The sequence below is a fragment of the Thiemannella venezuelensis genome, assembly GCF_014203605.1.
In the GTDB taxonomy this organism is placed as follows: Bacteria; Actinomycetota; Actinomycetes; order Streptosporangiales; family Streptosporangiaceae; genus Planomonospora_A; species Planomonospora_A venezuelensis.
In genome coordinates this window covers 34,927-59,580 of record NZ_JACHJJ010000014.1, presented here as the reverse complement: position 1 = coordinate 59,580, position 24,654 = coordinate 34,927, and the positions used below count along the sequence as shown (strand labels likewise).

General features: G+C 74.1%; 17 protein-coding genes. 7 read left to right on the top strand and 10 right to left on the bottom strand.

Features of this window, described 5'->3' with window-relative positions:
* Window positions 1-102 precede the first annotated feature (102 nt).
* From FHS22_RS20650 to FHS22_RS20625, 6 genes are all read left to right on the top strand, one after another.
* Window positions 103-1,629 carry a phytoene desaturase family protein gene (locus FHS22_RS20650; RefSeq protein WP_184943920.1) on the top strand — a complete coding sequence of 509 codons (1,527 nt, stop codon included), beginning with the start codon at window positions 103-105 and terminating at the stop codon, window positions 1,627-1,629.
* Between the two features lie 158 nt (window positions 1,630-1,787).
* A complete protein-coding gene (locus FHS22_RS20645; RefSeq protein WP_184943918.1) occupies window positions 1,788-2,498 on the top strand; it encodes a response regulator transcription factor in 711 nt (236 codons plus the stop codon).
* Window positions 2,495-3,994, top strand: coding sequence for a HAMP domain-containing sensor histidine kinase (locus FHS22_RS20640; RefSeq protein WP_338047856.1), 1,500 nt, complete (start codon window positions 2,495-2,497; stop codon window positions 3,992-3,994). Before FHS22_RS20645 ends, FHS22_RS20640 begins: the two co-directional genes overlap by 4 nt.
* Before the next feature lie 267 nt (window positions 3,995-4,261).
* A complete protein-coding gene (locus FHS22_RS20635) occupies window positions 4,262-5,458 on the top strand; it encodes a glycosyltransferase (protein WP_184943917.1) in 1,197 nt (398 codons plus the stop codon).
* Window positions 5,455-7,623: a mannosyltransferase YkcB-related protein gene (locus FHS22_RS20630; protein WP_184943915.1), complete on the top strand. Its 2,169-nt coding sequence runs from the start codon at window positions 5,455-5,457 to the stop codon at window positions 7,621-7,623. The genes FHS22_RS20635 and FHS22_RS20630 overlap by 4 nt, the downstream gene beginning before the upstream one ends.
* 149 nt (window positions 7,624-7,772) lie before the next feature.
* Window positions 7,773-8,420, top strand: coding sequence for a TetR/AcrR family transcriptional regulator (locus FHS22_RS20625; protein ID WP_184943913.1), 648 nt, complete (start codon window positions 7,773-7,775; stop codon window positions 8,418-8,420).
* Between the two features lie 47 nt (window positions 8,421-8,467).
* Here FHS22_RS20625 and FHS22_RS20620 read toward each other — a convergent pair whose 3' ends face one another.
* The 10 genes from FHS22_RS20620 to FHS22_RS20575 form a co-directional block, all read right to left on the bottom strand.
* Entirely contained in the window at window positions 8,468-8,728 is a 261-nt protein-coding gene (locus FHS22_RS20620) for a hypothetical protein (protein ID WP_184943912.1), read from the bottom strand.
* Between the two features lie 46 nt (window positions 8,729-8,774).
* Window positions 8,775-9,647, bottom strand: coding sequence for a helix-turn-helix domain-containing protein (locus FHS22_RS20615; protein WP_184943910.1), 873 nt, complete (start codon window positions 9,645-9,647; stop codon window positions 8,775-8,777).
* 84 nt (window positions 9,648-9,731) lie between these two features.
* Window positions 9,732-9,938, bottom strand: a complete 207-nt coding sequence (locus FHS22_RS20610) for a hypothetical protein (protein ID WP_184943908.1) — start codon at window positions 9,936-9,938, stop codon at window positions 9,732-9,734.
* 225 nt (window positions 9,939-10,163) lie between these two features.
* Complete coding sequence (locus tag FHS22_RS20605) at window positions 10,164-11,927, bottom strand: acyclic terpene utilization AtuA family protein (RefSeq protein ID WP_184943907.1); 1,764 nt, start codon at window positions 11,925-11,927, stop codon at window positions 10,164-10,166.
* 104 nt (window positions 11,928-12,031) lie between these two features.
* On the bottom strand, window positions 12,032-13,528 hold the full coding sequence (locus tag FHS22_RS20600; RefSeq protein WP_184943905.1) for an SDR family oxidoreductase: 1,497 nt from the start codon (window positions 13,526-13,528) through the stop codon (window positions 12,032-12,034).
* 108 nt (window positions 13,529-13,636) lie between these two features.
* Window positions 13,637-14,464, bottom strand: a complete 828-nt coding sequence (locus tag FHS22_RS20595; protein WP_338047855.1) for an enoyl-CoA hydratase-related protein — start codon at window positions 14,462-14,464, stop codon at window positions 13,637-13,639.
* A 34-nt stretch (window positions 14,465-14,498) separates the two neighbouring features.
* On the bottom strand, window positions 14,499-16,520 hold the full coding sequence (locus tag FHS22_RS20590) for an acetyl/propionyl/methylcrotonyl-CoA carboxylase subunit alpha (RefSeq protein ID WP_184943903.1): 2,022 nt from the start codon (window positions 16,518-16,520) through the stop codon (window positions 14,499-14,501).
* A 50-nt stretch (window positions 16,521-16,570) separates the two neighbouring features.
* The gene (locus FHS22_RS20585; protein ID WP_260408138.1) at window positions 16,571-18,103 is read right to left on the bottom strand and encodes an acyl-CoA carboxylase subunit beta; all 1,533 of its coding nucleotides are present in this window, start codon (window positions 18,101-18,103) and stop codon (window positions 16,571-16,573) included.
* Between the two features lie 195 nt (window positions 18,104-18,298).
* Window positions 18,299-20,164 (bottom strand): serine/threonine protein kinase, encoded by a 1,866-nt coding sequence (locus tag FHS22_RS37385; protein WP_338047854.1) that lies wholly within the window; start codon window positions 20,162-20,164, stop codon window positions 18,299-18,301.
* Between the two features lie 116 nt (window positions 20,165-20,280).
* Window positions 20,281-21,642, bottom strand: coding sequence for an FAD-binding oxidoreductase (locus tag FHS22_RS20575; protein ID WP_184943899.1), 1,362 nt, complete (start codon window positions 21,640-21,642; stop codon window positions 20,281-20,283).
* Between the two features lie 251 nt (window positions 21,643-21,893).
* Here FHS22_RS20575 and FHS22_RS20570 point away from each other — a divergent pair, with 251 nt between their 5' ends.
* Window positions 21,894-24,629 carry an immune inhibitor A domain-containing protein gene (locus tag FHS22_RS20570; RefSeq protein ID WP_338047853.1) on the top strand — a complete coding sequence of 912 codons (2,736 nt, stop codon included), beginning with the start codon at window positions 21,894-21,896 and terminating at the stop codon, window positions 24,627-24,629.
* Window positions 24,630-24,654: the final 25 nt, after the last annotated feature.

Here is a 24,654-nt window from a genome sequence, read left to right as displayed (position 1 = left end):
CCGGCCCGAGCCGCACTGGCAGAGCGGGCTCTGACCCGCGGGACGACCCGCGGGACGTCCCAGAAGACCGCAGCCCCGCAGGCCCTCACCCCTGGACGCCCCATGCTCTCCCGCTATGACGCCGTGATCGCCGGAGGCGGCCACAACGGCCTGGTCGCCGCCGCCTACCTCGCCCGCGCCGGGCGCCGGGTCCTCGTCCTGGAACGCCTGGACCACGTCGGCGGCCTCGCCGTCTCGGCCCGCGCCTTCCCCGGCGTGGACGCCCGGCTCTCGCGCTACTCCTACCTGGTCAGCCTGCTGCCCTCGAAGATCGTCAAGGACCTCGGGCTCGCGGTGGAACTGCGCCGCCGCCGGTACGCCTCCTACACGCCGGTGGGGGAGACCGGCCTGCTGGTGGACAACGACGACGCCGGGCGCACCGCCGCCTCGTTCGAGGGGGTCACCGGCGGAGGCGCCGACCTCGACGCGTGGCGGCGCTTCTACGCGATGACCGCCGAGGTCGCCGCCAAGGTCGCGCCGACGCTGCTCGAACCGCTCGCGGACCGTACGGCGATGCGGGACCTCGTGGGTCCCGAGGCCTGGCGGGAGCTGTTCGAGCGGCCGATCGGCGAGACCGTGGACGAGCGGTTCGCCGACGACACCGTGCGCGGGGTGGTGCTCACCGACGCGCTCATCGGCACCTTCGCCGACCCGGGCGACGGGAGCCTGCTGGCCAACCGGTGCTTCCTGTACCACGTGATCGGCGACGGCACCGGCGACTGGAACGTCCCGGTCGGCGGCATGGGCGCGGTCTCCGGGGGCCTGGCGGAGGCCGCCCGCGCCGCCGGGGCGGAGCTCCGCACCGGGGCCGAGGTGCTGGCGGTCGACCCCTCCGGGGAGGTCGTCTTCCGCGACGCGGCCGGGGAGCACACGGTCACCGGGGAGCGGGTGCTCGCCAACGTGCCGCCCGCCGTGCTGGCCCGCCTGCTGGGGGAGCCGGAGAGCGGGGAGCCCGCTCCGGAGGGCGCCCAGCTCAAGGTCAACATGGTGCTCTCGCGGCTGCCCCGCCTGCGGGACGCCCGGGTGGACCCGGCTGCGGCCTTCAGCGGGACCTTCCACATCAACGAGGGCCGCGACCAGCTCGCCCGCGCCTACGCCGAGGCCGCGCGGGGGGAGGTCCCGAGCCTGCCCCCGGCGGAGGTCTACTGCCACTCGCTGACCGACCCGTCGATCCTCGGCCCGGAGCTGCGCGCCGCAGGCGCCCAGACGATGACGCTGTTCGGGCTGCACATGCCCGCCCGGCTGTTCCGCGGCGATCCGGCCGCCGCGCGGGAGGAGGCGCTGCGCGCGACCCTGGCCTCGGTGAACGCGGTCCTCGCCGAGCCGATCGAGGACTGCCTGCTGCGCGCCCCGGACGGGAGCCCCTGCCTGGAGGCCAAGACCCCCGTCGACCTGGAGGCGGAGGCGGGCCTGCCCGGCGGGCACATCTTCCACCGCGACCTGTCCTGGCCGTTCGGCGAGGCGGGGACCTGGGGGGTGGAGACCGGCCACGAGCGGGTCCTGCTCTGCGGGGCGGGCGCCCGGCGCGGCGGCGGGGTCAGCGGCATCCCCGGCCACAACGCGGCCATGGCGGTGCTGGAAGGCCCCTGAGCGGTACGGCGCCGCGGGAGCGCCCCGCCGGACCCGGTGCTGAGAGGCCGGAGGCCGCGCCGGGGTCCGGTGCCCGCCGGGGGACGGGAGGGGACCTCCCGGGGAAACGCCGGTGCCCCTTCATGGGGTTCTCATGAAGGGTGCCTACCGTGGGTGCCATGGGTGGTGACGGTGAGGCGGCGCGGGTGCTGGTCGTGGACGACGAGCCCGCGCTCCGGGAGGCGCTGCAGAGCAGCCTGGAGTACGAGGGCTACCGGGTCGGCCTGGCCGCCGACGGCCTGGCCGCCCTGGAGGCGCTGGAGCGGGAGCCGTACGAGCTGGTGCTGCTGGACGTGATGATGCCCCGGCTGGACGGGCTGACCGCCTGCCGCAGGCTCCGCGCGGCCGGCAACCACGTCCCGGTGCTCATGCTCACCGCCCGCGACGCCGTCGGAGACCGGGTCTCGGGGCTGGACGCGGGCGCCGACGACTACCTGGTCAAGCCGTTCGAGCTGGACGAGCTGCTGGCCCGGGTCCGGGCGCTGCTGCGGCGCGGCGCGCTGGCCGCCCCGGCGGCCGAGGATCCCGGCGTGCTGGCCTTCGACGACCTGCGGATGGACGTCGCCGCCCGGGAGGTCACCCGGGCCGGCGTCCCGCTGGAGCTCACCCGGACCGAGTACCTGCTGCTGGAGCTGCTCATGGTCCACCCCCGGCAGGTGCTCACCCGCGAGCAGATCCTCAGCGAGGTGTGGGGGTTCGACTTCGAGCCGAGTTCCAACTCCCTGGACGTCTACGTCATGTACCTGCGCCGCAAGACCGAGACCGGGGGGCTTCCCCGGCTGATCCACACCGTCCGGGGCGTCGGCTACGTGCTGCGGGGCTCGGCGTGACCGGCGGCCGGTCGCGCGCCGCGGGAGCCCGCCCGGCCGGCCGGCGGCAGGAGGGGGAGGGCGCGCCGCTGGGCGCCCGCCGCTCGCTGCGCTCGCGGCTCACCCTGCTGGTCGCGGCGGCCGTGGCGGTGGCGATCGCGGTGTGCGCGGGGGCCTGCTGGTTCATCGTGCGTACCGCGATGCTGGAGCAGGTCGACCGCTCGCTGCGCGACCCGAAGGGGGTGCAGGGCTTGGAGTGGGTCGCGCAGTACTGCTCCGAGGACGGGCCGCGCCGCCCGCCGCCCTTCCGCCTGCCGCCGCTGCAGCTGATCGACGCCGAGGGCGGCACCTGCGTGGTCGGCGCGACCGAGGTGCGGGTCACCCCCGAGGACCGGGCATTGGCGGCGATGCCGGAGGGCGCGCAGGCGCGCCGGGACGGCACGACCGCGGACGGGGCCGACGTGCGGGTGCTGACCAGGAGCGTCGGTTCGGGCCTGGCGGTCATGGAGTCCCGGCCGCTGGCCGAGTTCCAGTCCACGCTCTCCGCGCTCGCCTGGATCCTCGCCGGGGTCGCCGCGCTGGGCGTGGTGGGAGCGGCGACCGCGGGCACGCTCATCGCCCGCACGGTGCTGCGGCCGGTGGAGCGCCTGACCGGGGTGGCCGAGCACATCGCCAGGACCGAGGACCTCGGCACCCGGATCCCGGTCCGGGGCGACGACGAGATCGCCCGGCTGGGCACCTCGTTCAACGCCATGACCGCCGCGCTGGCGGGCTCCCGCGAACGGCAGCGGCGGCTGATCGCCGACGCCGGGCACGAGCTGCGCACCCCGCTCACCAGCCTGCGGACCAACGTCGACCTGCTGCTGCGCAGCGAGAACACCGGCCGCCCGCTGGCCCCGCCCGCCAAGCACCGGCTGCTGAGCAGTCTCAAGGCGCAGTTCGAGGAGATGTCCACGCTGATCGGGGACCTGCTCCAGCTCTCCCGCGCCGAGGAGGAGGGCGAGCCGCCCGCCGAGGTGGCCTTCCACGAGGTGGTCGAGTCGGCGGCGGCCCGGGCCCGGCTCCGCGCGCCGGAGATCCCGGTCGAGGTCGAGCTCGCTCCCTGGTACGTCCGCGGCAGCCAGGCCGCGCTGGAGCGGGCCGTGGTCAACCTGCTGGACAACGCGGTGAAGTTCTCCGGCACGGCGGCGGCCGGGGAGCCGGCCGGGGGCGGTTCCCCGGCCGGCGGTGTGGCGGGCGGCCCGGTGGTCGTACGGCTCCGCGGCGGCGAGCTGACCGTGCGCGACCACGGTCCCGGCCTCGCGGAGGACGAGCTGCCCTACGTGTTCGACCGCTTCTGGCGCTCTCCCGCGGCCCGGAGCATGCCCGGTTCCGGGCTGGGGCTGGCGATCGTGGCGCAGGCCGTACGGGAGGCGGGCGGAGAGGCGGCGCTGGAGAACGCCTCCGGCGGGGGCGCCCTCGCCCGGCTGCGCCTGCCCGGCTCCGCGCTCCCGGGAGGGCCCGCCGGGGGGGAGTGACGGCGCCTTCCCCGGGAGCCGGGTGCGGCTCCGGCCGGGCCGCTCCTGCGCCGGGAGGCGGGTGCCCGGGTTCCGGTCCGGCCGTGCGGTCCCCGTGCGGCCGGATCCGCCGTGTACGGGCCCTGCAAGTCATTTGCAAGATCAACTGATCACGCTGGGGATCTTCCCTTTTCTCATGCGGCGTTAACGATCGCCTCAGGACGGCCCAAGGTCGCTCGCCGAATCTCGGGCCATGACAGAGCAGAGCCACGATCCCCGGGGGGCGGTATGAGCCGGCTGACGGCACCGGTGCGGACCCGGCTGGTCGAGATCGTCGTTCCCGTGTACAACGAGCAGCGGGTGCTCGCCGAGAGCGTCCGCCGCCTGCACGCCTACCTCACCGCCACCTTCCCGTACGGCTTCCGCATCACGATCGCCGACAACGCGAGCACCGACGCGACCTGGCCGATCGCCGCGGACCTGAGCCGCGAGCTGCCGCACGTGCGCGCCGTCCACCTGGACGCCAAGGGCCGGGGGCGGGCGCTGCGCCGGGTCTGGTCCGGCAGCGACGCCGACGTGGTCGGCTACATGGACGTGGACCTCTCCACCGACCTGGACGCCTTCCTGCCGCTGGTGGCCCCGCTGCTGTCGGGCCACAGCGACCTGGCCATCGGCACCCGCCTGTCCAGGAGCTCGAACGTGGTGCGCGGGCCGAAGCGCGAGTTCATCTCCCGCGGCTACAACCTGCTGCTGCGCGGGGCGATGGGCGCGGGTTTCTCCGACGCCCAGTGCGGTTTCAAAGCGGTCCGCACCGAGATCGCCCAGGCGCTGCTGCCGGCGGTCGAGGACGAGGAATGGTTCTTCGACACCGAACTGCTGCTGCTCGCCGAGCGGCACGGGCTGCGCATCCACGAGGTCCCGGTGGACTGGGTCGACGACCCCGACAGCCGGGTGGACATCGTCAAGACCATCAAGGACGACCTGAGGGGCATGGCCCGGGTGGCGCGCAGGACCCTCTCGGGTCCGGCCGGGATCCCGGTCCCGCCGCGGGTCCGCGAGGCCCGGCTCCCGGCCGGCATGGCCCGCCAGCTGCCCAGCTTCGCGATCATCGGTGTGATCAGCACCCTGGCCCACCTGGGCCTGTTCACGCTCCTGCGGCTGCTGGTGCCCGCCGTGGCGGCCAACGCGCTGGCCCTGCTCGTCACCGCGGTCGCCAACACCGCGGCCAACCGGCGCTTCACCTTCGGCGTCACCGGCCGCGCGGGGGCCCTGCGCCACCAGCTCGAAGGCGGCCTGGCCTTCCTCATCGGCCTGGTGCTGAGCACCGGCGGCCTGGCCCTGCTGACCTCGCTGGCCCCCGGCGCGTCCGCCGCCGCCGAGATCGCCGCGGTCATCGCCGCCAACGCCCTGGCCACCGTGGTCCGCTTCCTGCTGCTGCGCGGCTGGGTGTTCAACCCGCGCCGGGTCGGGGAGGCCGCGCGATGACCGCCCCCGCCCCGGCCTCCTCCGCCCCCGTCCCCGCCGCCGCGCGGCACGCGGCCCCGCCCGCCCGGGCGCACGCGGGCGCTCCGCGCTGGGCGCGCCCCGGGTTCTGGGCCGTCCTGGCGCTGGCCGCCGTGCTCTACACCTGGGCCCTGGGGAGCAACGGCCACGCCAACGACTACTACGCTGCCGCGATCCTGTCGGGCACCCGGAGCTGGAAGGCCTTCTTCTTCGGTGCGCTGGACGCCGGGTCGTTCATCACCGTGGACAAGCCGCCACTGGCGCTGTGGGTGATGGGGCTCTCGGCGCGGGTCTTCGGGTTCGGGACGTGGAGCATGCTCCTGCCCCAGGCCGCCGCGGGCGTCGCGGCCGTCGCCGCCGTCCACTCGGCGGTACGGCGTTCGCTGCCGGGGACGGCGGGCCACGCGGCCGCGCTGGTCGCCGCGCTGGTGATGACGCTGACCCCGATCACGGTCGCCATCAACCGGGACAACAACCCCGACACCGTCCTGGTGCTGCTGCTGGTGCTGGCCGGATGGCTCTGCCTGGAGGCCGTGCGCGACGGCCGGACCCGCACCCTGGTGGCCTCGGCGGTCATGGTCGGGCTGGCCTTCAACACCAAGATGCTCCAGGCCTACCTGGTGGTCCCCGCCCTCGCCCTGGTCTACCTGGCCGCGGCTCCGGGCACGGTGCCTCGGCGGTTCGGCCGGCTGCTCGCGGCGGGCGCGGCCCTGGTGGCCTCCAGCGGGTGGTGGATGCTGGTCGTCGACCTGTGGCCCGCCGCCGACCGCCCCTACATCGGAGGCAGCACCGACAACTCCGTCTGGGACCTGGTCGTCGGCTACAACGGCCTCGGCCGGATCTTCGGCGGGAGCGGCCGGGGCGGGGGAGGCGGCGGGTTCGGCGGCGAGTCCGGCGCGGAGCGCCTGTTCAACGACGTCATGGCCGGGCAGATCTCCTGGCTGCTGCCCTTCGCGGTCCTGGCCCTGGTCTGCGGCCTCGTCCTGGCCACCGGCCGGGCCCGGCCGGTGGCGGCCCCGCCGTCCGCGGAGGCGCCGGTGGGGGCCCCGCCACCCGCCCGGGAGGACTCCGGAGCCCGCCGCGACCTCCCCGGCGCCCGCGCCGCGCTGCTGCTGTGGGGAGGCTGGCTGGCCGTCCACTACGCGGTGTTCAGCTTCTCCAGCGGGACCTTCCACCCGTACTACACCACTGCCATGGCTCCGGCGGTCGCCGCGCTCACCGGCCTGGGCGGGGTGCTGATGTGGCGGGCCCACCGCCGGGCGCGGGCCTGGGCGTGGGCGCTGCCGGCGGGGATCGCGGTCACCGGGGCGTGGGCGTTCACCGTGCTGCGCCGTACCCCCGAGTTCGTGCCCTGGCTGGCGTGGGCGGTGGCCGCGGCGAGCGCGGCGGCGGCCGTCGGGCTGGTCGCGGCGCGGATCGGGCCGCGGGTCAGGCTCCGGATCGCCGCCGCCGCCCTGGCCACCGGGCTGGCGGCCGGGCTGGCCGGACCCGCGGCCTACGCCCTGACCCCGCTGGGCTCGCCCGTCAACGGCACCAACCCGACCGCGGGGCCCGCCGGGAGCGGAGGCTTCGGCGGCATGCGCGGGGCCGGAGGAACGCCGGACGGCACGCGCGGGGGCTTGTCCGGCGGGACCAGGCCGGAGCCCTCCGAGGGCACGCCCGGTCGGCCGGCGCAGGGCACGCCCGGGCAGGCGCCGCAGGACGCCGCGGGAGCGGGGACGCGCCCGGAGGGCATGCGGGGCGGGCCCGGCGGGGCGATGAGCGAGCAGCTCATCGCGTACCTGAAGGCGAACCGGGGCGGCGCGGCCTGGCTGCTGGCGGTGGGCGGCGCGCAGAGCGCCTCGTCGGTCATCCTCTCGACCGGCCTGCCCGTCATCGCGATGGGCGGTTTCACCGGCAGCGACCCCGCCATGACCGTGGAACGGCTCCAGGGACTCGTCTCGGCCGGTGAGCTCAGATACGTGATGCCCGGCGGCGGGCGCGGCGGTCCCGGCGGCGGCTCCGGCGGCTCCGAGGTCGACGCGTGGGTCCAGGCCAACTGCGCGGCGGTCGACCCGGCGGAGTACGGCGGCCAGGACAGTGCCCAGGACGGGGCCCAGGACAGTGCCCGGGACGGGGCCCGGTCGTCGCTCTACCGCTGCGGCTGACACCCGCCGCCCCGGCCGCGCTCCGCGGCCTCCGCCCCCCGTTCCGGAGCACGTGCCCCGGAGCACGTGCCCTCCCGCCCCCGCGTCACCGGCCGCACCGGTGATCACACGCGCGGGGGCGGGGAGGCGCGCTGCTGTAGTCTTGCGCCGTGCACAGCGGAGGAGGGGCGCGAGGCAGCCGCGCCGACCAGGCCGACCAGCGCCGGGCCGAGCTGCTGGAGGCGGCCAGGAAGGTCGTGGTGGAGCGAGGGCTGGCCAGCACCCGCGTCTCCGACATCGCCAAGGCGACCAACGTGAGCGGCGGGCTGATCCACTATCACTTCGCCACCAAGGACGATCTCATCACCGAGATGCTCCGCAGCACGAGCGAGTCGGAGATCCAGCGGCTGAAGGAGATCGTCGCGGGCCCGGAGAGCGCGGTGGAGCGGCTGGACCGGGTGCTGCGCCTGGTCATCCCGGCCTCGCGGGACGACCAGGGCTGGATCCTCTGGCTCGACGCCTGGACGGTCGGGGTGCGCGAGGAGCACGTCCGGACCCTCCTGCTGGAGTTCGAGGGCGCCTGGATCGACATCCTCCGGGACGTGATCACACAGGGTGTGATCGCGGGCGAGTTCGACTGCGACGACCCGCAGGGCGCGGCCGAGCGGCTGGACGGCATGCTCGACGGCCTGGCCATCCGCTACACCCTGGAGGCGGGGAACCTGTCGCGGGCCCGGCTCCTGGAGCACGCCCGCGTCGCGGCCGCCCGGGAGGTCGGCCTGGAGCGTTCCGCGTTCCCCGCCGAGGACGGTCTCTGACACCCGGCCCGGCCGGGCGGCGGGTCCCCCGCCGTCCCGGGGCGGGCTCAGGCGGGCAGGGCCGCGAGGAGGTAGGCCAGCCGGGCGGCGGCGTCCTCGATGTTGCCGGCGTCGCCGAGCCGGTAGCCCCAGGAGGTGATGAAACCCCCGTCGGGCGAGCAGGTCACGGTCTCGGCGAGGGTGTCGCTGAAACGGTTGCGGACGCACACGTAGGCGGGATCGCCGAACGAGACGTTGTGCAGTGAGAGATCGGCGTGCGAGCGTACCGCCGCGGCGAACTTCTCCAGGCAAGACAGCGTGTCCAGCATCGTGCGTCACCTCCGTCTCACATGAGGATTGCACGATCTTGGGATGTTAATCAAGCAATTGCGGTAGTTGATCCGAGGATTGTTCTGCGAAGTCCTCCAGGACCCGCACGATCACCGCCCTGGCGTCCTGGCGGAAGGCCGCGATCTCGCAGAACTCGTCGAAGGCCCGCTCGTAGAAGGCGATGTCCTCCGGATCGCGCAGGATCAGGTCCCTGGTCCTGGTGGGCACCGCGACGTGGTCCCGGTCGTAGATCCAGAAGCCGTTGAGCAGCGCGGACGGCAGCGGCGCCTCGAAGGGCACCACGCCGAACTCCACGTTCGGGAGCGCGGTCACCGCGAGCAGCCGGTCGAGCTGGCCGCGCATCACCTCCAGCGGGGCCAGCCGGTAGCGCAGCACCGACTCGGGCAGGATGAAGCGGAACCGCTTGCGCTGGTCGTAGAGGATCTCCTGCCGCTGCATGCGGACCCTGATGGCCGCGTCGACCTCGTCGGGCGCGTTGTAGAGGCGCTTGATCCTGGTGAAGATGCTCCGCGCGTACTCGGTGGTCTGCAGCAGGCCGATGACCACGCCCGGCTCGAACACCCGGAACGCGGTCGTCCGCGCCTCCACGTCGCGGAAGTCCTCCTGGATGGCGGCCAGGCCGCTCCGGTGCCGCTGCCGCCAGGAGTCCTGGCGCTCCAGCATGGCGCCGGCCTGCTCGGCCAGTTCCTCGACGACCTCGGGCGCGGCGTCCACGGCGCGGGCCCACGCGGTGACGTCGTCCTCGGTGGCGGTCTGGCGGGCGTTCTCGATCCGGGAGACCTTGGAGGCCTGCCAGCGCAGCCGTTCGGCGAGGTCCTTGCCCGACAGGTGGGCGGCCTCCCGCAGATGCCGGAGCTGCGCGCCCAGCTCGATCCTGGCCTGCTGGAACTGGCTCATGCCGACCTCCCGTACGGTGCCGCACGAGGTTAGACCCGCAGGCGCCGATCAGGCCATAGGGGCGGCCCCAATCGTGATCAATATTTACCCGAGCACCCGGCGGGCGATGTCGACGAGGAGCTCGCGGGGGACCTCGACGGCGGTCTCCCCGTCCAGGACGTGGCGGAGGTCGGCCAGGGCGGCGGCGTCGGTGACGTGGAGTCCCTGGACGACGATGGTGCCGCGGTCGGTCTCGTAGAGAGAGGGGCAGGCGCCCGCCTCCGAGGTGGAGCCGAGAAACCGCAAACGCATGACTGTTCCTTCCCCGAGCCAGCCTCACATTGCAATTGCGCGCAATCTTAGAGGGAGAAAGGATCTAGGTGTGTCTGAATAGCCAGGTTTCTTGCACTCTCTCACGCGGAGGGGTGGTATGTACGCCGAAACCGGAGGCCGGCCGAACAAAATTCTGTCAGGAGCGGGACCGCGAGAGGAGAGGCCCGGGCCGCCGGACGGCCGCACCGGAGGTCACAGTGGAGGTCACAGGAGGGCCCGGGGGATGTCCGTGTGCGCGGCGCGCAGTTCCTCGCCCAGTGCCTTGGCCTGGGCGTCGAGGCGCGGGCTGGCGGCGACGCCCCGGCCCAGCAGGCCGTGGACGACGAAGTTGAGGGCGAGCAGGTTCGGCAGCTCGAAGCGCTCGATCCGCAGCCCGGCCGTCGCGGGCAGGAGCTCGCGCAGCCGCCCGGCCGTCAGGTGGCCCGTCAGCCACGCGAACTGCTCGGCCGTACGGACCCAGACGCCGAGGTTGGCGTTGCCGCCCTTGTCGCCGGAGCGGGCACCCATGATCGTCCCCAGCGGGAGCCGGTCGACCGGCCCGCCGCCGTCCACCGGTGCGGTCCCGCCCCGCTCGCCCTCCTCCCCGCCCGGCGCGGGGGACACCGCGTCCGCGAGGGGGGCCGGGGGCACGGCGGTCACGGGCACGGCGTCCGGGGACGGGCCGGAGGCCGCGGCGGGGACGGAGAAGGGCACCTCCCGGCCGTCGAGCACGACCCGGGGGCGGACCGCGGCGGCGGGGACCAGCGCCGGCCAGTAGATCCCGTACGGCGAGGCGTCCCCGGGCGGGGTGAGGCCGTAGAACCCCGGGTAGCTCGCCAGGCCGCTCTCCACCACGGCGGAGGAGAACGCGCGTCCCGCCTTCGCCCGGTCGGGGTCCATCACGGTGATCCTGAGCAGGGCGGCGCCCGCGAGCGGGGTGAGTTCGGCGTGGACCTGCTCGAAGGAGTCCTTCGGGACGCGGGACCAGATGGCGTCCTGGGCCAGCCGGGCCTTGGCCTCGATGTCCAGGCCGGTCAGGACCAGGGTCATGGTGTTGCGGTAGCCGCCGAGGTAGTTGATCGCGACCTTGAGCGTGTCCGGCGGGGCCTCGCCGCGCACGCCGGAGATCCGCACCCGGTCCGGGCCCTGCTGCTCCAGCCGGATGCTGTCGAAGCGGGCCACGGCGTCGGGCCCGAGGTAGCGCGGCGAGCCGATCTCGTACAGGAGCTGGGCGGTGACCGTGCCGACCGAGACCAGCCCGCCGGTCCCGGGATGCTTGGTGACCACGCTGGACCCGTCGGCCGCCAGCTCCACCAGCGGGAAGCCGCAGTTCTCCAGGCCGGGCACCTCGCCGAAGAACGCGTAGTTGCCGCCGGTCGCCTGGCAGCCGCACTCGATCACGTGCCCGGCGACCACCGAACCGGCCAGCGCGTCGTGGTCGCCGGGGCGCCAGCCGTACCGCCAGATGCCCGGTCCGGTGACCAGCGCCGCGTCGGTGACCCGCCCGGTCACCACCACGTCCGCCCCCGCGGACAGGGCGGCCGCGATCGGCCGCCCGCCGAGGTAGGCGTTGGCGGTCAGCGGGGCGGCGGGCAGTCTCTCGCCGGTGTCCAGGTTCACCGCGCCGTCGAGGAGTTCGGGCTCCCCGGTCAGGTCGTCGCCGGTCACGGAGGCGACCCGCACCGCCAGGCCGAGCCGGCCGGACAGCTCGGCCACGGCCTCGGCGCATCCGGCGGGGTCCAGCCCGCCCGCGTTGGACACGATCCTGATGCCCCGGTCCACGCAGGTCCCCAGGACCTGCTCCAGCTGCTTCAGGAACGTCGGCGCGTAGCCGGGCCTGCCCTTCAGCCGGTTTCCGGCCAGGATCAGCATCGTCAGCTCGGCCAGCCAGTCGCCGGTGAGCACGTCGATCGGCCCGCCCTCGACCATCTCCCGGGCGGCCGAGAGCCGGTCGCCGTAGAAGCCGGAGCAGTTGGCGATGCGGAGCATCGGGCCTCCTTCGGCCGTACGGCCCTGGACGATTGTTCCAGTCAGCCATCCAACCGCCTGCCCCGCCCGCGATCAAGGCCGCCGCCGCTCCGTGGCCGCCCAGGTCAGTGCCGCCGGCGCGCGGACTCCGCCGCGCGGGCGATGTTGCGCGGCATCCGGCCGAAGACGAGGCTGTGGAAGGGGGCGATGCCCCACCAGTAGGCGTGACCCAGCAGCCCGTGCGGATGGAACAGCGCACGCTGCCGGTACACGGCCCGGGCGGGGCCGTCCGGGGAGGGCTCCCGGGCGGAGGCCGGGGCGACCGAAAGCTCCAGCCAGGCCAGTCCCGGCAGCCGCATCTCGGCGCGCAGCCGCAGCAGCCGGCCGGGCTCGATCTCCTCCACCCGCCAGAAGTCGAGCGATTCCCCCACCCGCAGGCGGTGCGGGTCGCGGCGCCCCCTGCGCAGGCCCACGCCGCCCAGCAGCCGGTCGAGCAGGCCGCGCGCACGCCAGGCGACGGGCAGGGAGTACCAGCCGTTGGCGCCGCCGATGGCCTCGATCACCCGCCAGACCTCCTGCGGGGGCGCGGCCACGTCCTGTTCGCGCTCGTCGGCGTAGAGGCTGCCGCCCGCCCAGTCGGGGTCGGTGGGCAGGGGGTCGCTCGGCGCGCCGGGGGTGGAGGCGGAGGACCAGCGGGTGGTGACGTCGGCCTCCTTGATCCGGTGCAGCGCCAGCCGGACGGACTCCTCGAAGCCGATCAGTCCGGCCGGCGGGTCGGGGACGAACCCGGCGATGTCGTGCTCGGCGCACACGGCCTCGTGGCGCAGCGACTCCACCAGCGGCCGGGCGATGCTCGCCGGCACGGGCGTGACCAGTCCCACCCAGTGGCTGGACAGGCTCGGCGAGAGGAGCGGCACCGGGACGATGAGCCGCGGGGGCAGCCGCGCGACCGCGGCGTACCCGTGCATCATGTCCTCATAGGTGAGCACGTCCGGCCCGCCGACGTCGAAGGCGCGGTTGACGTCTCCGGGGACCTCGGTCCACGCGGTCAGGTACCGCAGCATGTCGCGGACGGCGATGGGCTGGGTGGGGGTGCGCACCCAGCGGGGCGTCGTCATCACCGGCAGGCGCTCGGTCAGGTACCGCAGCATCTCGAACGAGGCCGACCCGGAGCCGATGACCACCGCGGCCCGCAGCACCACGGCGGGCGTCGGGGCCCTCAGGAAGATCTCGCCCACCTCCGCGCGGGAGCGCATGTGCGCCGACAGCTCTCCGGAGGCGTGCGTCAGCCCGCCCAGGTAGACGATCCTGCGCGCGCCCGCCTCCGCGGCGGCCCCGGCGAAGGACTCGGCGGCCCTCCGGTCGCGCCCGGCGAAGGCGGGTCCCGCGGCCATCGAGTGGACCAGGTAGTAGGCCACGTCGACGCCGTCCAGGGCGCGCCGCATGGCGCCGGAATCGTTGACGTCCCCGGCCAGGATCCGCACCCGCCCGGCCCAGGGCAGGTCCCGCAGCCGCTCCGGATGCCGGGCCGCGCACCTGACCTCGTGCCCGGCCGCGAGCAGCTCCGGAACCAGCCGGCCGCCGATGTAGCCGGTGGCCCCCGTCACCAGAACGATCCCCATACCGCTACCTTCGCACGTCACCGGCGGCGCGGTTGCACGCGGCCGGTGCGGCGCGCCCGGCCGCGAGCGGGCCGGGGCCCTGCCCGGAGCCCTCCCGCCGCGCGGGGGTCACTCGGGGCCGGAGGTCTCCCCGGGACGCGGGATCCAGGAGGCGGGGCGCTTCTCCATGAACGCGGCGATGCCCTCCTGGCCCTCGGCGGAGGTGAACCGCTGGGCCGACAGCTCGGCCATCCGGCGCATGCCCTCCTCCACCGGCAGGCCGGGCACCTGCCGGACGAGCTGCTTGGTGATCGCCAGTGCCTCGGGGCCGCCGCGCAGCAGCATGTCCGCGTAGTGGGCGACCGTCGCGTCCAGCTCCTCCGCGGGCACGGCCCGGGTGAGCAGGCCGATCTCCTGGGCGCGGGCGGCGCCGAAGGTCTCCCCGGTCAGCAGGTACTCGGCCGCGGCCCGCGGGTCGAGCCGGCGCAGCACGGTCACCGAGATCATCGCGGGCACCACGCCCAGCCGGACCTCGGTGAACGCGAACGACGCCGTGTCCGGCGCGATCGCGAAGTCGCACGCCGCGACCAGGCCGAGCCCGCCGGCCCGGGCGGTGCCGTTCAGCCGGCAGATGACCGGCTTGGGGCTGTTCCAGATCATGTTCATGATCTCCGGGAACGAGGCGGTCACCGGCGCGCCGTGGGCGTCGCCGCCGGGTTCGGCCCGCTGCTCCTTCAGGTCGGCCCCGGCGCAGAACACCGGCCCGGTCCCGGTGAGCACGATCACCCGCACGCCCTCCTCGGCCAGCGCCCAGTCGAGCCGGTCCTCCAGGTCGCCCAGGAGACGCACCGAGAGCGCGTTGCGGTTGCGCGGGGAGTCCAGTGTGATCGTGGCGATCCCGCCGGACACCTCCTTGTGCACCAGCCGCTCCACCGGCCAGCCCCCGTCCCTGTTCACCTGGTTCCTCCGCTCCCCGGCTCGCGCACGGTGCTCATTCCCGCTCCTCGATCACGGCCAGTACGGCTCCCGCCTCGACCTGGCGGCCCGGCGCCGTGTTCAGTTCCGCCACCGTGCCCCCGGCGGGCGCGGTGATGCGATGTTCCATCTTCATGGCTTCGAGTACCACGACCACCTGGCCCGCGGCGACCGGTTCACCGGACTTCACCTCGACGCGCAGCACGGTACCGGGCATGGGGGCCAGCAGGGAGCCCGGGGCCAGGCGCTCCACCGGTTCCGGCAGGCGGGGCAGAGGAGTGAGCCGTACCGAGCCGAGGGGGGAGTCCACGTACGTCACGCCGCCGTGGCGGGCGACCTCGAACCGGTGCCGCACGCCGCCGGTCTCCAGGACGACCGCGTCGGGCGCGGCGCCGACCAGGACGGTGCCGGGCAGGCCGTCGGCGCGCAGTCCGTCGCGGGTCAGCCGGTAGGAGACCGTGTGCACGCCCTGGTCCGCCCCCGCCCCGTCCGGAGCGGGCGCCGGGCCGACCCGGAAGGAGACCCGCTGCGGCTGGGACGGCACGTTGCGCCACCCGCTCGGCAGGGCGGCCTGCACGGTCGCCGCGGCCCGGTTCGCCGCGGCCTGCGCGAGCGCGGCGGCGAGGGCGGCCAGCGGTACGGCGGGCGGCACGGCGGGACGGCCCGGGAGCCCGTGCTGCTCCAGGAAGGCGGTGTGCGTCTCGCCCGCGAGGAACGCGTCGTGGCGCAGGACCTCCACCAGCAGGTCCCGGTTGGTGACGGGGCCGTGGATCCTCGCCCGGGCGAGGGCCCCGGCGAGCCTGCGGGCGGCTTCGGCGCGGGTCGCGCCGTGGGCGATCACCTTGGCGAGCATCGGGTCGTAGTGCACGCCGATCTCCGAGCCGTCCTCGACGCCGGAGTCCAGTCGCAGGCCGTGGCGGACCGGGGCGAACGCGGTCCCGGCCCCGGGGACGTCGAACCGGTGCAGGACGCCGCTCTGCGGGCGCCAGTCCTCGGCGGGGTCCTCGGCGTACAGGCGGACCTCGACGGCGTGGCCGTACGGCTCCGGGGGCGTCTCCGGCAGGGCCGCGCCCTCGGCGATCCGGAGCTGGAGCCCGACCAGGTCGAGGCCGTAGACGCACTCGGTGACCGGGTGCTCGACCTGCAGGCGGGTGTTCATCTCCAGGAACGCGACGGTGTCGTCCTTGACGAGGAACTCCACGGTGCCTGCGCCGACGTAGCCGATGGCGCGGGCGGCGGTGACCGCCGCCTCGCAGAGCCGGGCGCGCAGCCCGGGGGAGACGGCGGGGGAGGGTGCCTCCTCGACCACCTTCTGGTGGCGGCGCTGGATGGAGCACTCGCGCTCGCCCAGCGCCCAGACCGTCCCGTGCGCGTCGGCCAGGACCTGCACCTCGATGTGGCGGGCGCGCTCCAGCAGCGGCTCGACGAAGACCGTCCCGTCCCCGAACGCCGACTCCGCCTCCCGCCGCGCGGACTCCAGCTCGCGGACGAGGCCGCCGGGCTCGCGGACGACCCGCATGCCCCGGCCTCCGCCGCCCGCCGACGCCTTGACCAGCAGCGGGTACGGCCAGTCGCGGGTCTGCGCCGCGAGGCCGTCCGCCGCACCGGCGCGGGAGCCCTCGGGGAGGGGGAGGGCCAGACTGGGCAGGACGGGGACGCCGGCCCCGGCCATCAGGGCCTTGGCCTCGATCTTGGAGCCCATGGCGGCGATGGACTCGGGGCTCGGCCCCACCCAGGTCAGCCCGGCCTCCAGGACGGCACGGGCGAACGCGGCGTTCTCCGACAGGAAGCCGTAGCCGGGGTGGACGGCGTCGGCGCCGGTCCGCAGGGCGGCCTCGACGATCCCGCCGGCCGACAGGTAGGTGTCGGCGGGCCGGGTGCCGGGGAGCCGGACGGCGTGGTCGGCCTCGCGGGCGTGCGGCGCGCCGTCGTCGGCGTCGGAGAAGACGGCGACGGTCTCGATGCCGAGGTCGCGGCAGGTACGGAAGACGCGGCGGGCGATCTCGCCGCGGTTGGCGACGAGCAGGCGAGTGATCATGATCGGTGACCCTGACGCGGTGGGCGGACGGGGGGGAGCGGGTGGCACGGTCACATCCGGAAGACGCCGAAGCCCGCGGGCTCCGGGACGGGGGCGCTGTTGACGGCCGACAGGCACAGCCCCAGGACGGTGCGGGTGTCGCGGGGGTCGATGACCCCGTCGTCGTAGAGCCGTCCGGACAGGAAGAACGGCAGCGACTCGGCCTCGATCTGCGCCTCGACCATCGCGCGCATCGCCGCGTCCGCCTCCTCGTCGTAGGCCTGCCCCCGGGCCTGCGCGGCGGCCCGGCCGACGATGGACAGCACCCCGGCGAGCTGCGCCGGCCCCATGACGGCGGATTTCGCGCTCGGCCAGGCGAACAGGAACCGGGGGTCGTAGGCCCGGCCGCACATGCCGTAGTTGCCCGCGCCGTAGGAGGCTCCCATGACGACCGTGAGGTGCGGGACCGTCGAGTTGGAGACCGCGTTGATCATCATGGCGCCGTGCTTGATGATGCCGCCCTGCTCGTACTCCCTGCCGACCATGTAGCCGGTCGTGTTCTGCAGGAAGACCAGCGGCGTGCGCGCCTGGTTCGCCAGCTGGATGAACTGGGCCGCCTTCTGGGCCTCCTCGCTGAACAGCACGCCGCGCGCGTTGGCCAGGACGCCGACCGGGTAGCCGTGCAGCCGGGCCCACCCGGTCACCAGGCTGGCGCCGTACAGCGGCTTGAACTCGTCGAACTCGCTGCCGTCGGCGATCCGCACGATCACCTCGCGCGGATCGAACGGGATCCGCAGGTCCTCCGGCACGATCCCCAGCAGCTCGCCGGGGTCGTACAGCGGCTCCCGCACGGCTCCCGGCGCGCGGCCGCGCTTGACCCAGTTGAGCCCGCGAACGATCCGCCGCCCGATCCGCAGCGCGTCGTGCTCGTCGGCGGCCAGGTGGTCGGCCAGGCCGGAGACGCGGGCGTGCATCTCGGCGCCGCCCAGCGACTCGTCGTCGGCCTCCTCGCCGGTGGCCATCTTCACCAGCGGCGGACCGCCCAGGAAGACCTTGGCGCGCTCGCGCACCATGACCACGTGGTCGCTCATCCCGGGCACGTACGCGCCCCCGGCGGTGGAGTTGCCGAACACCAGTGCGACCGTCGGGATCCCGGCGGCGCTCAGCCGGGTCAGGTCGCGGAAGATCCGGCCGCCCGGGATGAAGATCTCCTTCTGCGTCGGCAGGTCGGCCCCGCCGGACTCGACCAGGTTGACCAGGGGCAGCCGGTTCTCCAGCGCGATGTCGGCGGCCCGGAGCGTCTTGCGCAGGGTCCACGGGTTGGACGCGCCGCCCCGCACGGTCGGGTCGTTGGCGACGATCACGCACTCGACGCCCTCGACCACCCCGATCCCGGTGACCACGCTCGCCCCGACCGGGAAGTCGCTGCCCCAGCCCGCCAGCGGCGAGAGCTCCAGGAACGCGGAGTCGGGATCGACCAGCAGCTCGATCCGCTCGCGGGCGAGCAGCTTGCCGCGCCCGCGGTGGCGCTCGACGTACTTCGCGCCGCCGCCCGCCACCGCCCCCGCCTGCTCGGCCTCCAGCTCGGCCAGCTTGGCGAGCATCGCCTCGCGCCGGGCCAGGTACTCGCCCGAGGAGGTGTCCAACCGGCTCACGAACCGTCTCCTTCCGCCGCGGCCGGCGGTCCCGCCGGCCGGTCGCCCAGGTCCAGAGCGTGGCACAGAACTCCTCCCCGCGCGCGGGGACCCGCGCCGGGTCGTCCGGGGAGGGCCGGGCGGGCGTCGTCCCGTGCGGGGACGTCAGCCGCAGTGGCTCCAGCCGCTCTTCCACGACACGGCGCCGTACGTTCCACCCCAGATGACGCACTTCTTGTCGGCGAAGAGCCGCACCGGGCCCGCGTAGGCGGTGAAGCTGCCCGGGTTGGCCGCCGCCCCGCCGCCCTGCACCTGGAGGATCGCGTTCATCTTGATCTTCCCGGGGACCACGTACCTGGACATGGTGACGACGCAGTTCTTCTTGCTCGTGCCGTTGTAGAACAGGTAGACGGTCGCGCCGGAGCCGAGGGCGTGGGCGTTGATCTGCTTGAAGCCCGCGCCGCACAGGGCGGCCGCCTTGTACGGGTTCGGCTTCGGGGTCGGCTTGACGGTGGGTTTCGGAGTGGGCTTCGGGGTCGGCTTGACGGTCGGCTTCGGGGTGGGCTTCGGGGTCGGCTTGACGGTGGGCGTGGACTTGACGGTGGGTTTCGGGGTGGGCTTCGGCGTCGGTTTGACGGTGGCCGGGGCGGTCGAGGGAGGCGGCTCGACGGTCGCGGGCTCCTCGTCGTCCGGCTCCACCGTCCCGCCTCCCGGATCGGAGGCCGTGCTCTTGCCCGGCCGGCGGCTGGGCCCGGGCTCCGGATCCCGCGCGGTCCCGGTGGCCTGCGGGGAGTCCTCGTACTCCGGTTCGAGGGACTCGTCCGGTTCGAGGATCTCGGCCGGCTCCGGGCGGCTGCTCTCCGGCGCCGGCGTCGGGGACTCCCCGACCGGCGCCGGGTCGCCGGAGGCGGGTCCCGTACCGCTCCGCCCCGGACCGCTCTGCTCCCGGCCTCCGGCGGCGGCCGGGTCCGCCGACGCGGCGAGCCGGACCGACGAGGCGGCGTTCTCGCCGTTCCGGACGACGAACAGCGTCCCGGCGGCCACGCCGAGTACGGCCACGCCCGCCACACCGGCCAGCAGCAGGCCCTTCGGCCGCCGGGGAGCGCGTCCCGGTCCCCGCGCGGAGGGGGCGGACGGGTTCGCGGGCCGGGCCTGCGGGGACGGGTGCGCCGCTCCGGACCCGGCCGGAGGCGTGCCCTGAGCCGCGGGGACCGGGGCGACGGGGACCGTGCCGCTCATGAGGTGCACGACGAGCTGCTCGGCGGTCGGCCGCACCTCCGGGTCCTTGGACAGGCAGGCCGCGACCAGGCCGCGCAGCTGCCCCTCCAGCCCGGCCAGCTCCGGCTCCACGGTCAGGATCCGGTTCATCACCACGGCGATGGAGTCCTGGCCGAACGCGGGCGTGCCGGTCGCGGCGAAGACCATCGTGACGCCCCACGCGAACACGTCGGCCGCGGACGTCACCGGGGCGCCGCTCAGCTGCTCGGGCGCGAGATAGGACGGCGTCCCCATCGCCGTCCCGGTCGCGGTCATGCCGGGGGAGTCCAGCGCCCTGGCGATGCCGAAGTCGATCACCACCGGGCCCTCGGGGCCCATCAGCACGTTGGCGGGCTTGAAGTCCCGGTGCAGGATCCCCGCCCGGTGGATCGCCGCCAGGGCGGTGGCCGTGCTGACGGCCAGCCGGTCGAGCGCGGCCCCCCGCCGCGGGCCCTCCCGGTCGACGAGCTGGCGCAGGGACGGTCCCGGCACGTACTCGCTGACGATGTACGGCCGGCTGCCCGCCAGGTCGGCGTGCAGGACCGGGGCGGTGCAGAACCGGGCCACGCGCTGGGCGACCGAGACCTCCCGCAGGAAGCGGGCGCGGGCCTCGGCGTCCGCCGCCAGGCCGTGGTGGAGGAGTTTGACGGCGACCTGCTCGCCCTGGGGCCCCCGCCCGAGGTAGACGACTCCCTGGCCGCCCTCGCCCAGCCGTCCGGTCAGTTCGAACGGGCCTAAGCGTTGAGGATCCTCCGCCGTGAGCGGCTGTACCACGGTAACCCCCCGGCAAAACCTACAAAATTCGGTAATGTGGGGCAGAACGCTACCAGTGTGGGTTCCGGTGCGGATGATCTGCCGATCACGGGTTCCGGACGGTCCGGCCTCCCGGCTCAGATGGCCTTGCCCGGATTGAGGATGCCGAGCGGGTCGAAGACCCGCTTGATCCCCCGGTGGACCTCCTCGGCGACCGGACCGGTCTCCAGCGCCAGCCAGCGCCGCTTCAGCAGCCCGACCCCGTGCTCGCCGGTGAGCGTGCCGCCCCGGCGCAGCGTCTCGCGGAAGACCTCGTCGGCCGCGGCCCAGACCTCCGGCGGGGGTTCGGGCAGGCCGTGCTCGAAGACGAAGACCGGGTGCAGGTTGCCGTCCCCGGCGTGGGCCACGGTGCAGATCAGCACCCCGTGCCGGGCGCCGATCTCCTCGATGGCGGAGATCATGTCCGGGAGCGCCGAGCGCGGCACGCACACGTCCTCGACCAGGCACGCGCCGAGCCGCTCCTTGGCCTGGTAGGCCATCCGGCGCATGCCGATCAGTTCCTCGGCCTCCTGCCGGGTGGTCGAGACCGCGACGAAGGCGGCCCCGTTCTCCGTGCACAGCGCGCTCATCCGCTCGGCCACGGCCTGCCCGTCCGACGCGTCGGACTGGGCGATCAGCATCGCCTGGACGGACGGCTCCAGCCCGATGTTCTTCCAGTCGTCGATGGCCTGCAGGGTGGCCCGGTCGAGCATCTCCAGCAGTGAGGGCTGGCAGCCCGCCGCGATGATCGCCGCCACGGCCGCCGCCGCCTCGCGCAGCGAGCCGAACTCCGCCGCGATCGTCGCCGGGTGGGTCAGCGGGGCGCGGCGCAGCCGTACGGTGGCCGCGGTGATCACCCCGAGTGTGCCCTCGGAGCCGACGAACAGCCCGGTCAGGTCGTAGCCGGTCACGCCCTTGACCGTCCGCCTGCCGGTGTTCAGGACGCGCCCGTCGGCCAGCACGACCTCCAGCCCCAGCGCCGAGTCGCGGGTCACGCCGTACTTCACGCAGCGCAGCCCGCCCGCGTTGGTGGCGAGGTTCCCGCCGATCGTGGAGATCTCGTAGGAGGAGGGGTCGGGGGCGTACATCAGCCCGAACGCGCGGGCCGCCCGGTCCAGGTCGGCGGTGATGACGCCCGGCTCCACCACCGCGATCTCGTCGGCGGGCGAGAGCTCCCTGACCGCGGTCATCCTGTGCAGCGCCAGCACCACGCACCCCTCGACGGCCGTCGCCCCGCCGGCCAGCCCCGTGCCGGCGCCCCGCGGCACCACCGGCACCCGGTGCGCGCTCGCCCACCGCATGACGGCGACCACGTCGTCACGGCTCTCGGCGAGCACGACGGCCAGAGGCCTGCCGGGTTCGAGGAACGTGCGGTCCCGGGCGTAGGAGTCGGTCACGTCGGGGTCGGTCAGAACCTTCCCGGGCGCGAGCGCGGCGGCGAGGTCGGCGATAGCGGTCACAGGGGGACTGTACGGCCTGCCGCCCCAACCTGTGGAAACGCCGCTCCGTCACAGTTTTCAGACATAAACGATTGATCACACTTTGACAACATAAGTCGGATGCTTTACTTCTGCTTTACCTTCTCCTCTAACGTCCCGCTCGGCACGCATATACGGGCGTGTCAGGAACGTCCGCGCCCGGCGAACCCGGGCAGGGAGGGTATCCGTTGTCCAGGAGAGGCAGAGGCGCCCGTGGGCGCCTTCTCGCGATCGTGCCCGTGCTCGGGCTGGCCGCCGCGGGGCTGTCCGTGAGCGGCGCGTCGGCCCAGGCCGACGACTCGGTCGCCCGGTACGTCCCCACGGCGAGCGACTACTACATCAACTACGCGCCGCCGTACGCCCAGGGCGACAGCACCACCGTCGACGAGAGGTTCAAGCCCGGATCCGCCAAGCGCTCGGGCTTCGCCCAGGCGCAGGAGTACGACCGCAAGTTCGCCGAGGGCAACCCGGTCGCCGCCAAGATGCTCGCCTCGCGGGAGACCCGGGCGATCAGGACGGGCAAGAACCCGTTCGACTTCATCTTCAAGAAGGCCGGCCAGACCCAGCAGGCGAAGCTGCTCACGCTCCTGGTCGAGTTCAACGAGAACGCAGGCGACGACTTCTCCGGCTTCAGCCGTCCGAAGTCGACCAGCGGCGACATCAACGACTGCGTGACCGAGCCGCCGGGCACCAAGCTCAACGGCCCGCTGCACAACAACATCCCCGACCCGGCGAGCTCCGGCCCGGGCAAGGACAACAACACGATGTGGGTTCCGGACTTCAGCCCGGAGCACTACAACAAGATGCTCTACTCCGACCGGGGCATCACCGAGCGCGTCCGCAAGGACCTCACCGACCCCCGGGACGGGCGCAAGGGCATCGACATCTCCGGCCACACCATGAAGAAGATGTACGAGGAGATGTCCAAGGGCGCCTACACCGTCACCGGTGAGGCGATCGGCTGGATCAAGGTCCCGCACTCGGAGGCCTGGTACGGCGCCGGCCGCTGCGGCACCCGCCCGCAGGACATGTCCGGCCACCCCGACAACCCGCTCGGCCCCGGCCAGCTCCCCATCGACGCGGTCAACACGCTCGCCCAGCAGCAGCCGGACTTCCCGTGGGCCGACTACGACGTCGAGGACACCTCCGACGCCGACGGCGACGGCAACCTCCTGGAGCCGGACGGCGTCGTCGACCACCTCGTGCTCGTGCACGCCGGCGCCGACAAGTCCGGCGGCGGCGGGGCCGAGGGCACCTACGCCATCTGGGCGCACTCCAGCGCCGTGGCCGGCGGCTACACCGTCCCCGGCACCGGCAAGAAGATCTCCAACTACATCGTGCAGCCGGAGGACTCCGGGGTCGGCATCTTCGCCCACGAGTACGGGCACGACCTGGGCATCCCGGACTTCTACGACGCCACCGGCGGCGGCGACACCAGCGTGGACTTCTGGGACCTGATGTCCTCCGGTTCGCACGCGGGCCCGGTCATCCAGTCGATGCCGACCCACATGGGCCTGTACGCCAAGTGGCTGCTCGGCTGGGCCGACCCGGCGATCGTCAACCCCGGCGACCGCACGAAGGCCCTGACGGTCGGCCAGTCGTCGCGCACGCCCAAGCACACCGCCGACGGCGTCCGCATCAACCTGCCCGACAAGAACGTGGTGATGGCCACGCCGCACAGCGGCGCCAAGCTGTGGTGGTCCGGCAACGACCAGAGCTGGGCCGACGTCAAGCTGAGCCGTACCGTCCAGGTTCCGGCGGGCACCGACCAGCGGTTCTGGATGTGGAACCAGTACGCCATCGAGGCCGACTGGGACTACGGCTTCGTCGAGGTCTCCACCGACGGCGGCGCCACCTGGGCCGAGCAGAAGGTCTACGACGAGTCCGGCGCGCTGGTCTCCACCGACGACGGCTACGCCGACCCGAACAAGCGGATGGCCGACTACGGCAACAAGAAGTACGGCCTCACCGGCGCGACCGACGGCTGGCGCCACGACTACGTCGACCTCGCCCCGTTCGCCGGCCAGACGATCCAGCTGCGGCTGCGCTACGCCACCGACGCCGGGTTCGAGGACACCGGCTGGTTCTCCGACGACTTCTCCGTCACCGCCGGCGGCGCCACGGTGTGGAGCGACGACGTCGAGGGCGGCGAGAACGGCTGGACCGCCGTCAAGGGCACCTTCACCGACACCACCGGCGCGGGCTGGACGACGCACACCGGCAGCCTGCAGAGCGCCCAGTACTACCTGGCCGAGTGGCGCAACTTCGACGGCTTCGACAAGGGCCTGCAGTACGCCTACGACACCACCTGGGCGCACGAGAACGCCTGGAAGGTGGAGAAGCTCAAGTACAACGCCCCCGGCCTGCTGGTCTGGTACCGCGACGCGGCCTACCCGGCCAACGACGGCGACGCGCACACCTTCGAGCTGCCGTCGGTCGGGCCCAAGGGCGAGATCCTCGTCGTCGACTCGCACTACGAGCCGCTCCGCCGGACCGGCGAGGCCGCCGAGAAGGACCCGTCGGCGCTGAAGAACCTCCCGTCCCGCCCGCAGTCCTCCAACGCGGCCTTCACCTTCGGCAGGACGCACCCGTTCACCGAGTGCATCGAGGGCGAGCCGTTCACCGCGTACTGCACCAAGTTCCCGGCGCTCCCGGCGGTGAAGACCTTCACCGACGCCAAGACCTGGTACCCGGGCCTGGAGCTCCGTGACGGCAGCCTGTTCTACCGCCTCCGCGACGCCTCGGCCGTCGTCCCCGCCAAGGGCGACCAGGCGTACAGCACGCGGGTCGTCAACCCCGACGGCAGCCCGGCCACCGAGATGTACGGCACCGACATCGGCGGCGGCCACATCCTCGGCAGCGGCAACCCCGGTGACGAGGGCAAGGCGCTGGGCGTGCAGATCAAGCTGCTCGCCCCGCTCCCGGCCAACCTGGGCGTCATCGTCCAGGTGACCCCGCCCAAGAAGTAGCCCCGCCCGGATCTCCGGGAGGCCA

Bases quoted from the DNA above. Each gene is read 5' to 3' on its own strand.
- FHS22_RS20650 (WP_184943920.1), top strand. From the start codon at position 103: ATGCTCTCCCGCTATGACGCCGTGATCGCCGGAGGCGGCCACAACGGC.
- FHS22_RS20645 (WP_184943918.1), top strand. From the start codon at position 1,788: ATGGGTGGTGACGGTGAGGCGGCGCGGGTGCTGGTCGTGGACGACGAG.
- FHS22_RS20635 (WP_184943917.1), top strand. From the start codon at position 4,262: ATGAGCCGGCTGACGGCACCGGTGCGGACCCGGCTGGTCGAGATCGTC.
- FHS22_RS20630 (WP_184943915.1), top strand. From the start codon at position 5,455: ATGACCGCCCCCGCCCCGGCCTCCTCCGCCCCCGTCCCCGCCGCCGCG.
- FHS22_RS20620 (WP_184943912.1), bottom strand. From the start codon at position 8,728: ATGCTGGACACGCTGTCTTGCCTGGAGAAGTTCGCCGCGGCGGTACGC.
- FHS22_RS20615 (WP_184943910.1), bottom strand. From the start codon at position 9,647: ATGAGCCAGTTCCAGCAGGCCAGGATCGAGCTGGGCGCGCAGCTCCGG.
- FHS22_RS20610 (WP_184943908.1), bottom strand. From the start codon at position 9,938: ATGCGTTTGCGGTTTCTCGGCTCCACCTCGGAGGCGGGCGCCTGCCCC.
- FHS22_RS20605 (WP_184943907.1), bottom strand. From the start codon at position 11,927: ATGCTCCGCATCGCCAACTGCTCCGGCTTCTACGGCGACCGGCTCTCG.
- FHS22_RS20600 (WP_184943905.1), bottom strand. From the start codon at position 13,528: ATGGGGATCGTTCTGGTGACGGGGGCCACCGGCTACATCGGCGGCCGG.
- FHS22_RS20590 (WP_184943903.1), bottom strand. From the start codon at position 16,520: ATGATCACTCGCCTGCTCGTCGCCAACCGCGGCGAGATCGCCCGCCGC.
- FHS22_RS20585 (WP_260408138.1), bottom strand. From the start codon at position 18,103: ATGCTCGCCAAGCTGGCCGAGCTGGAGGCCGAGCAGGCGGGGGCGGTG.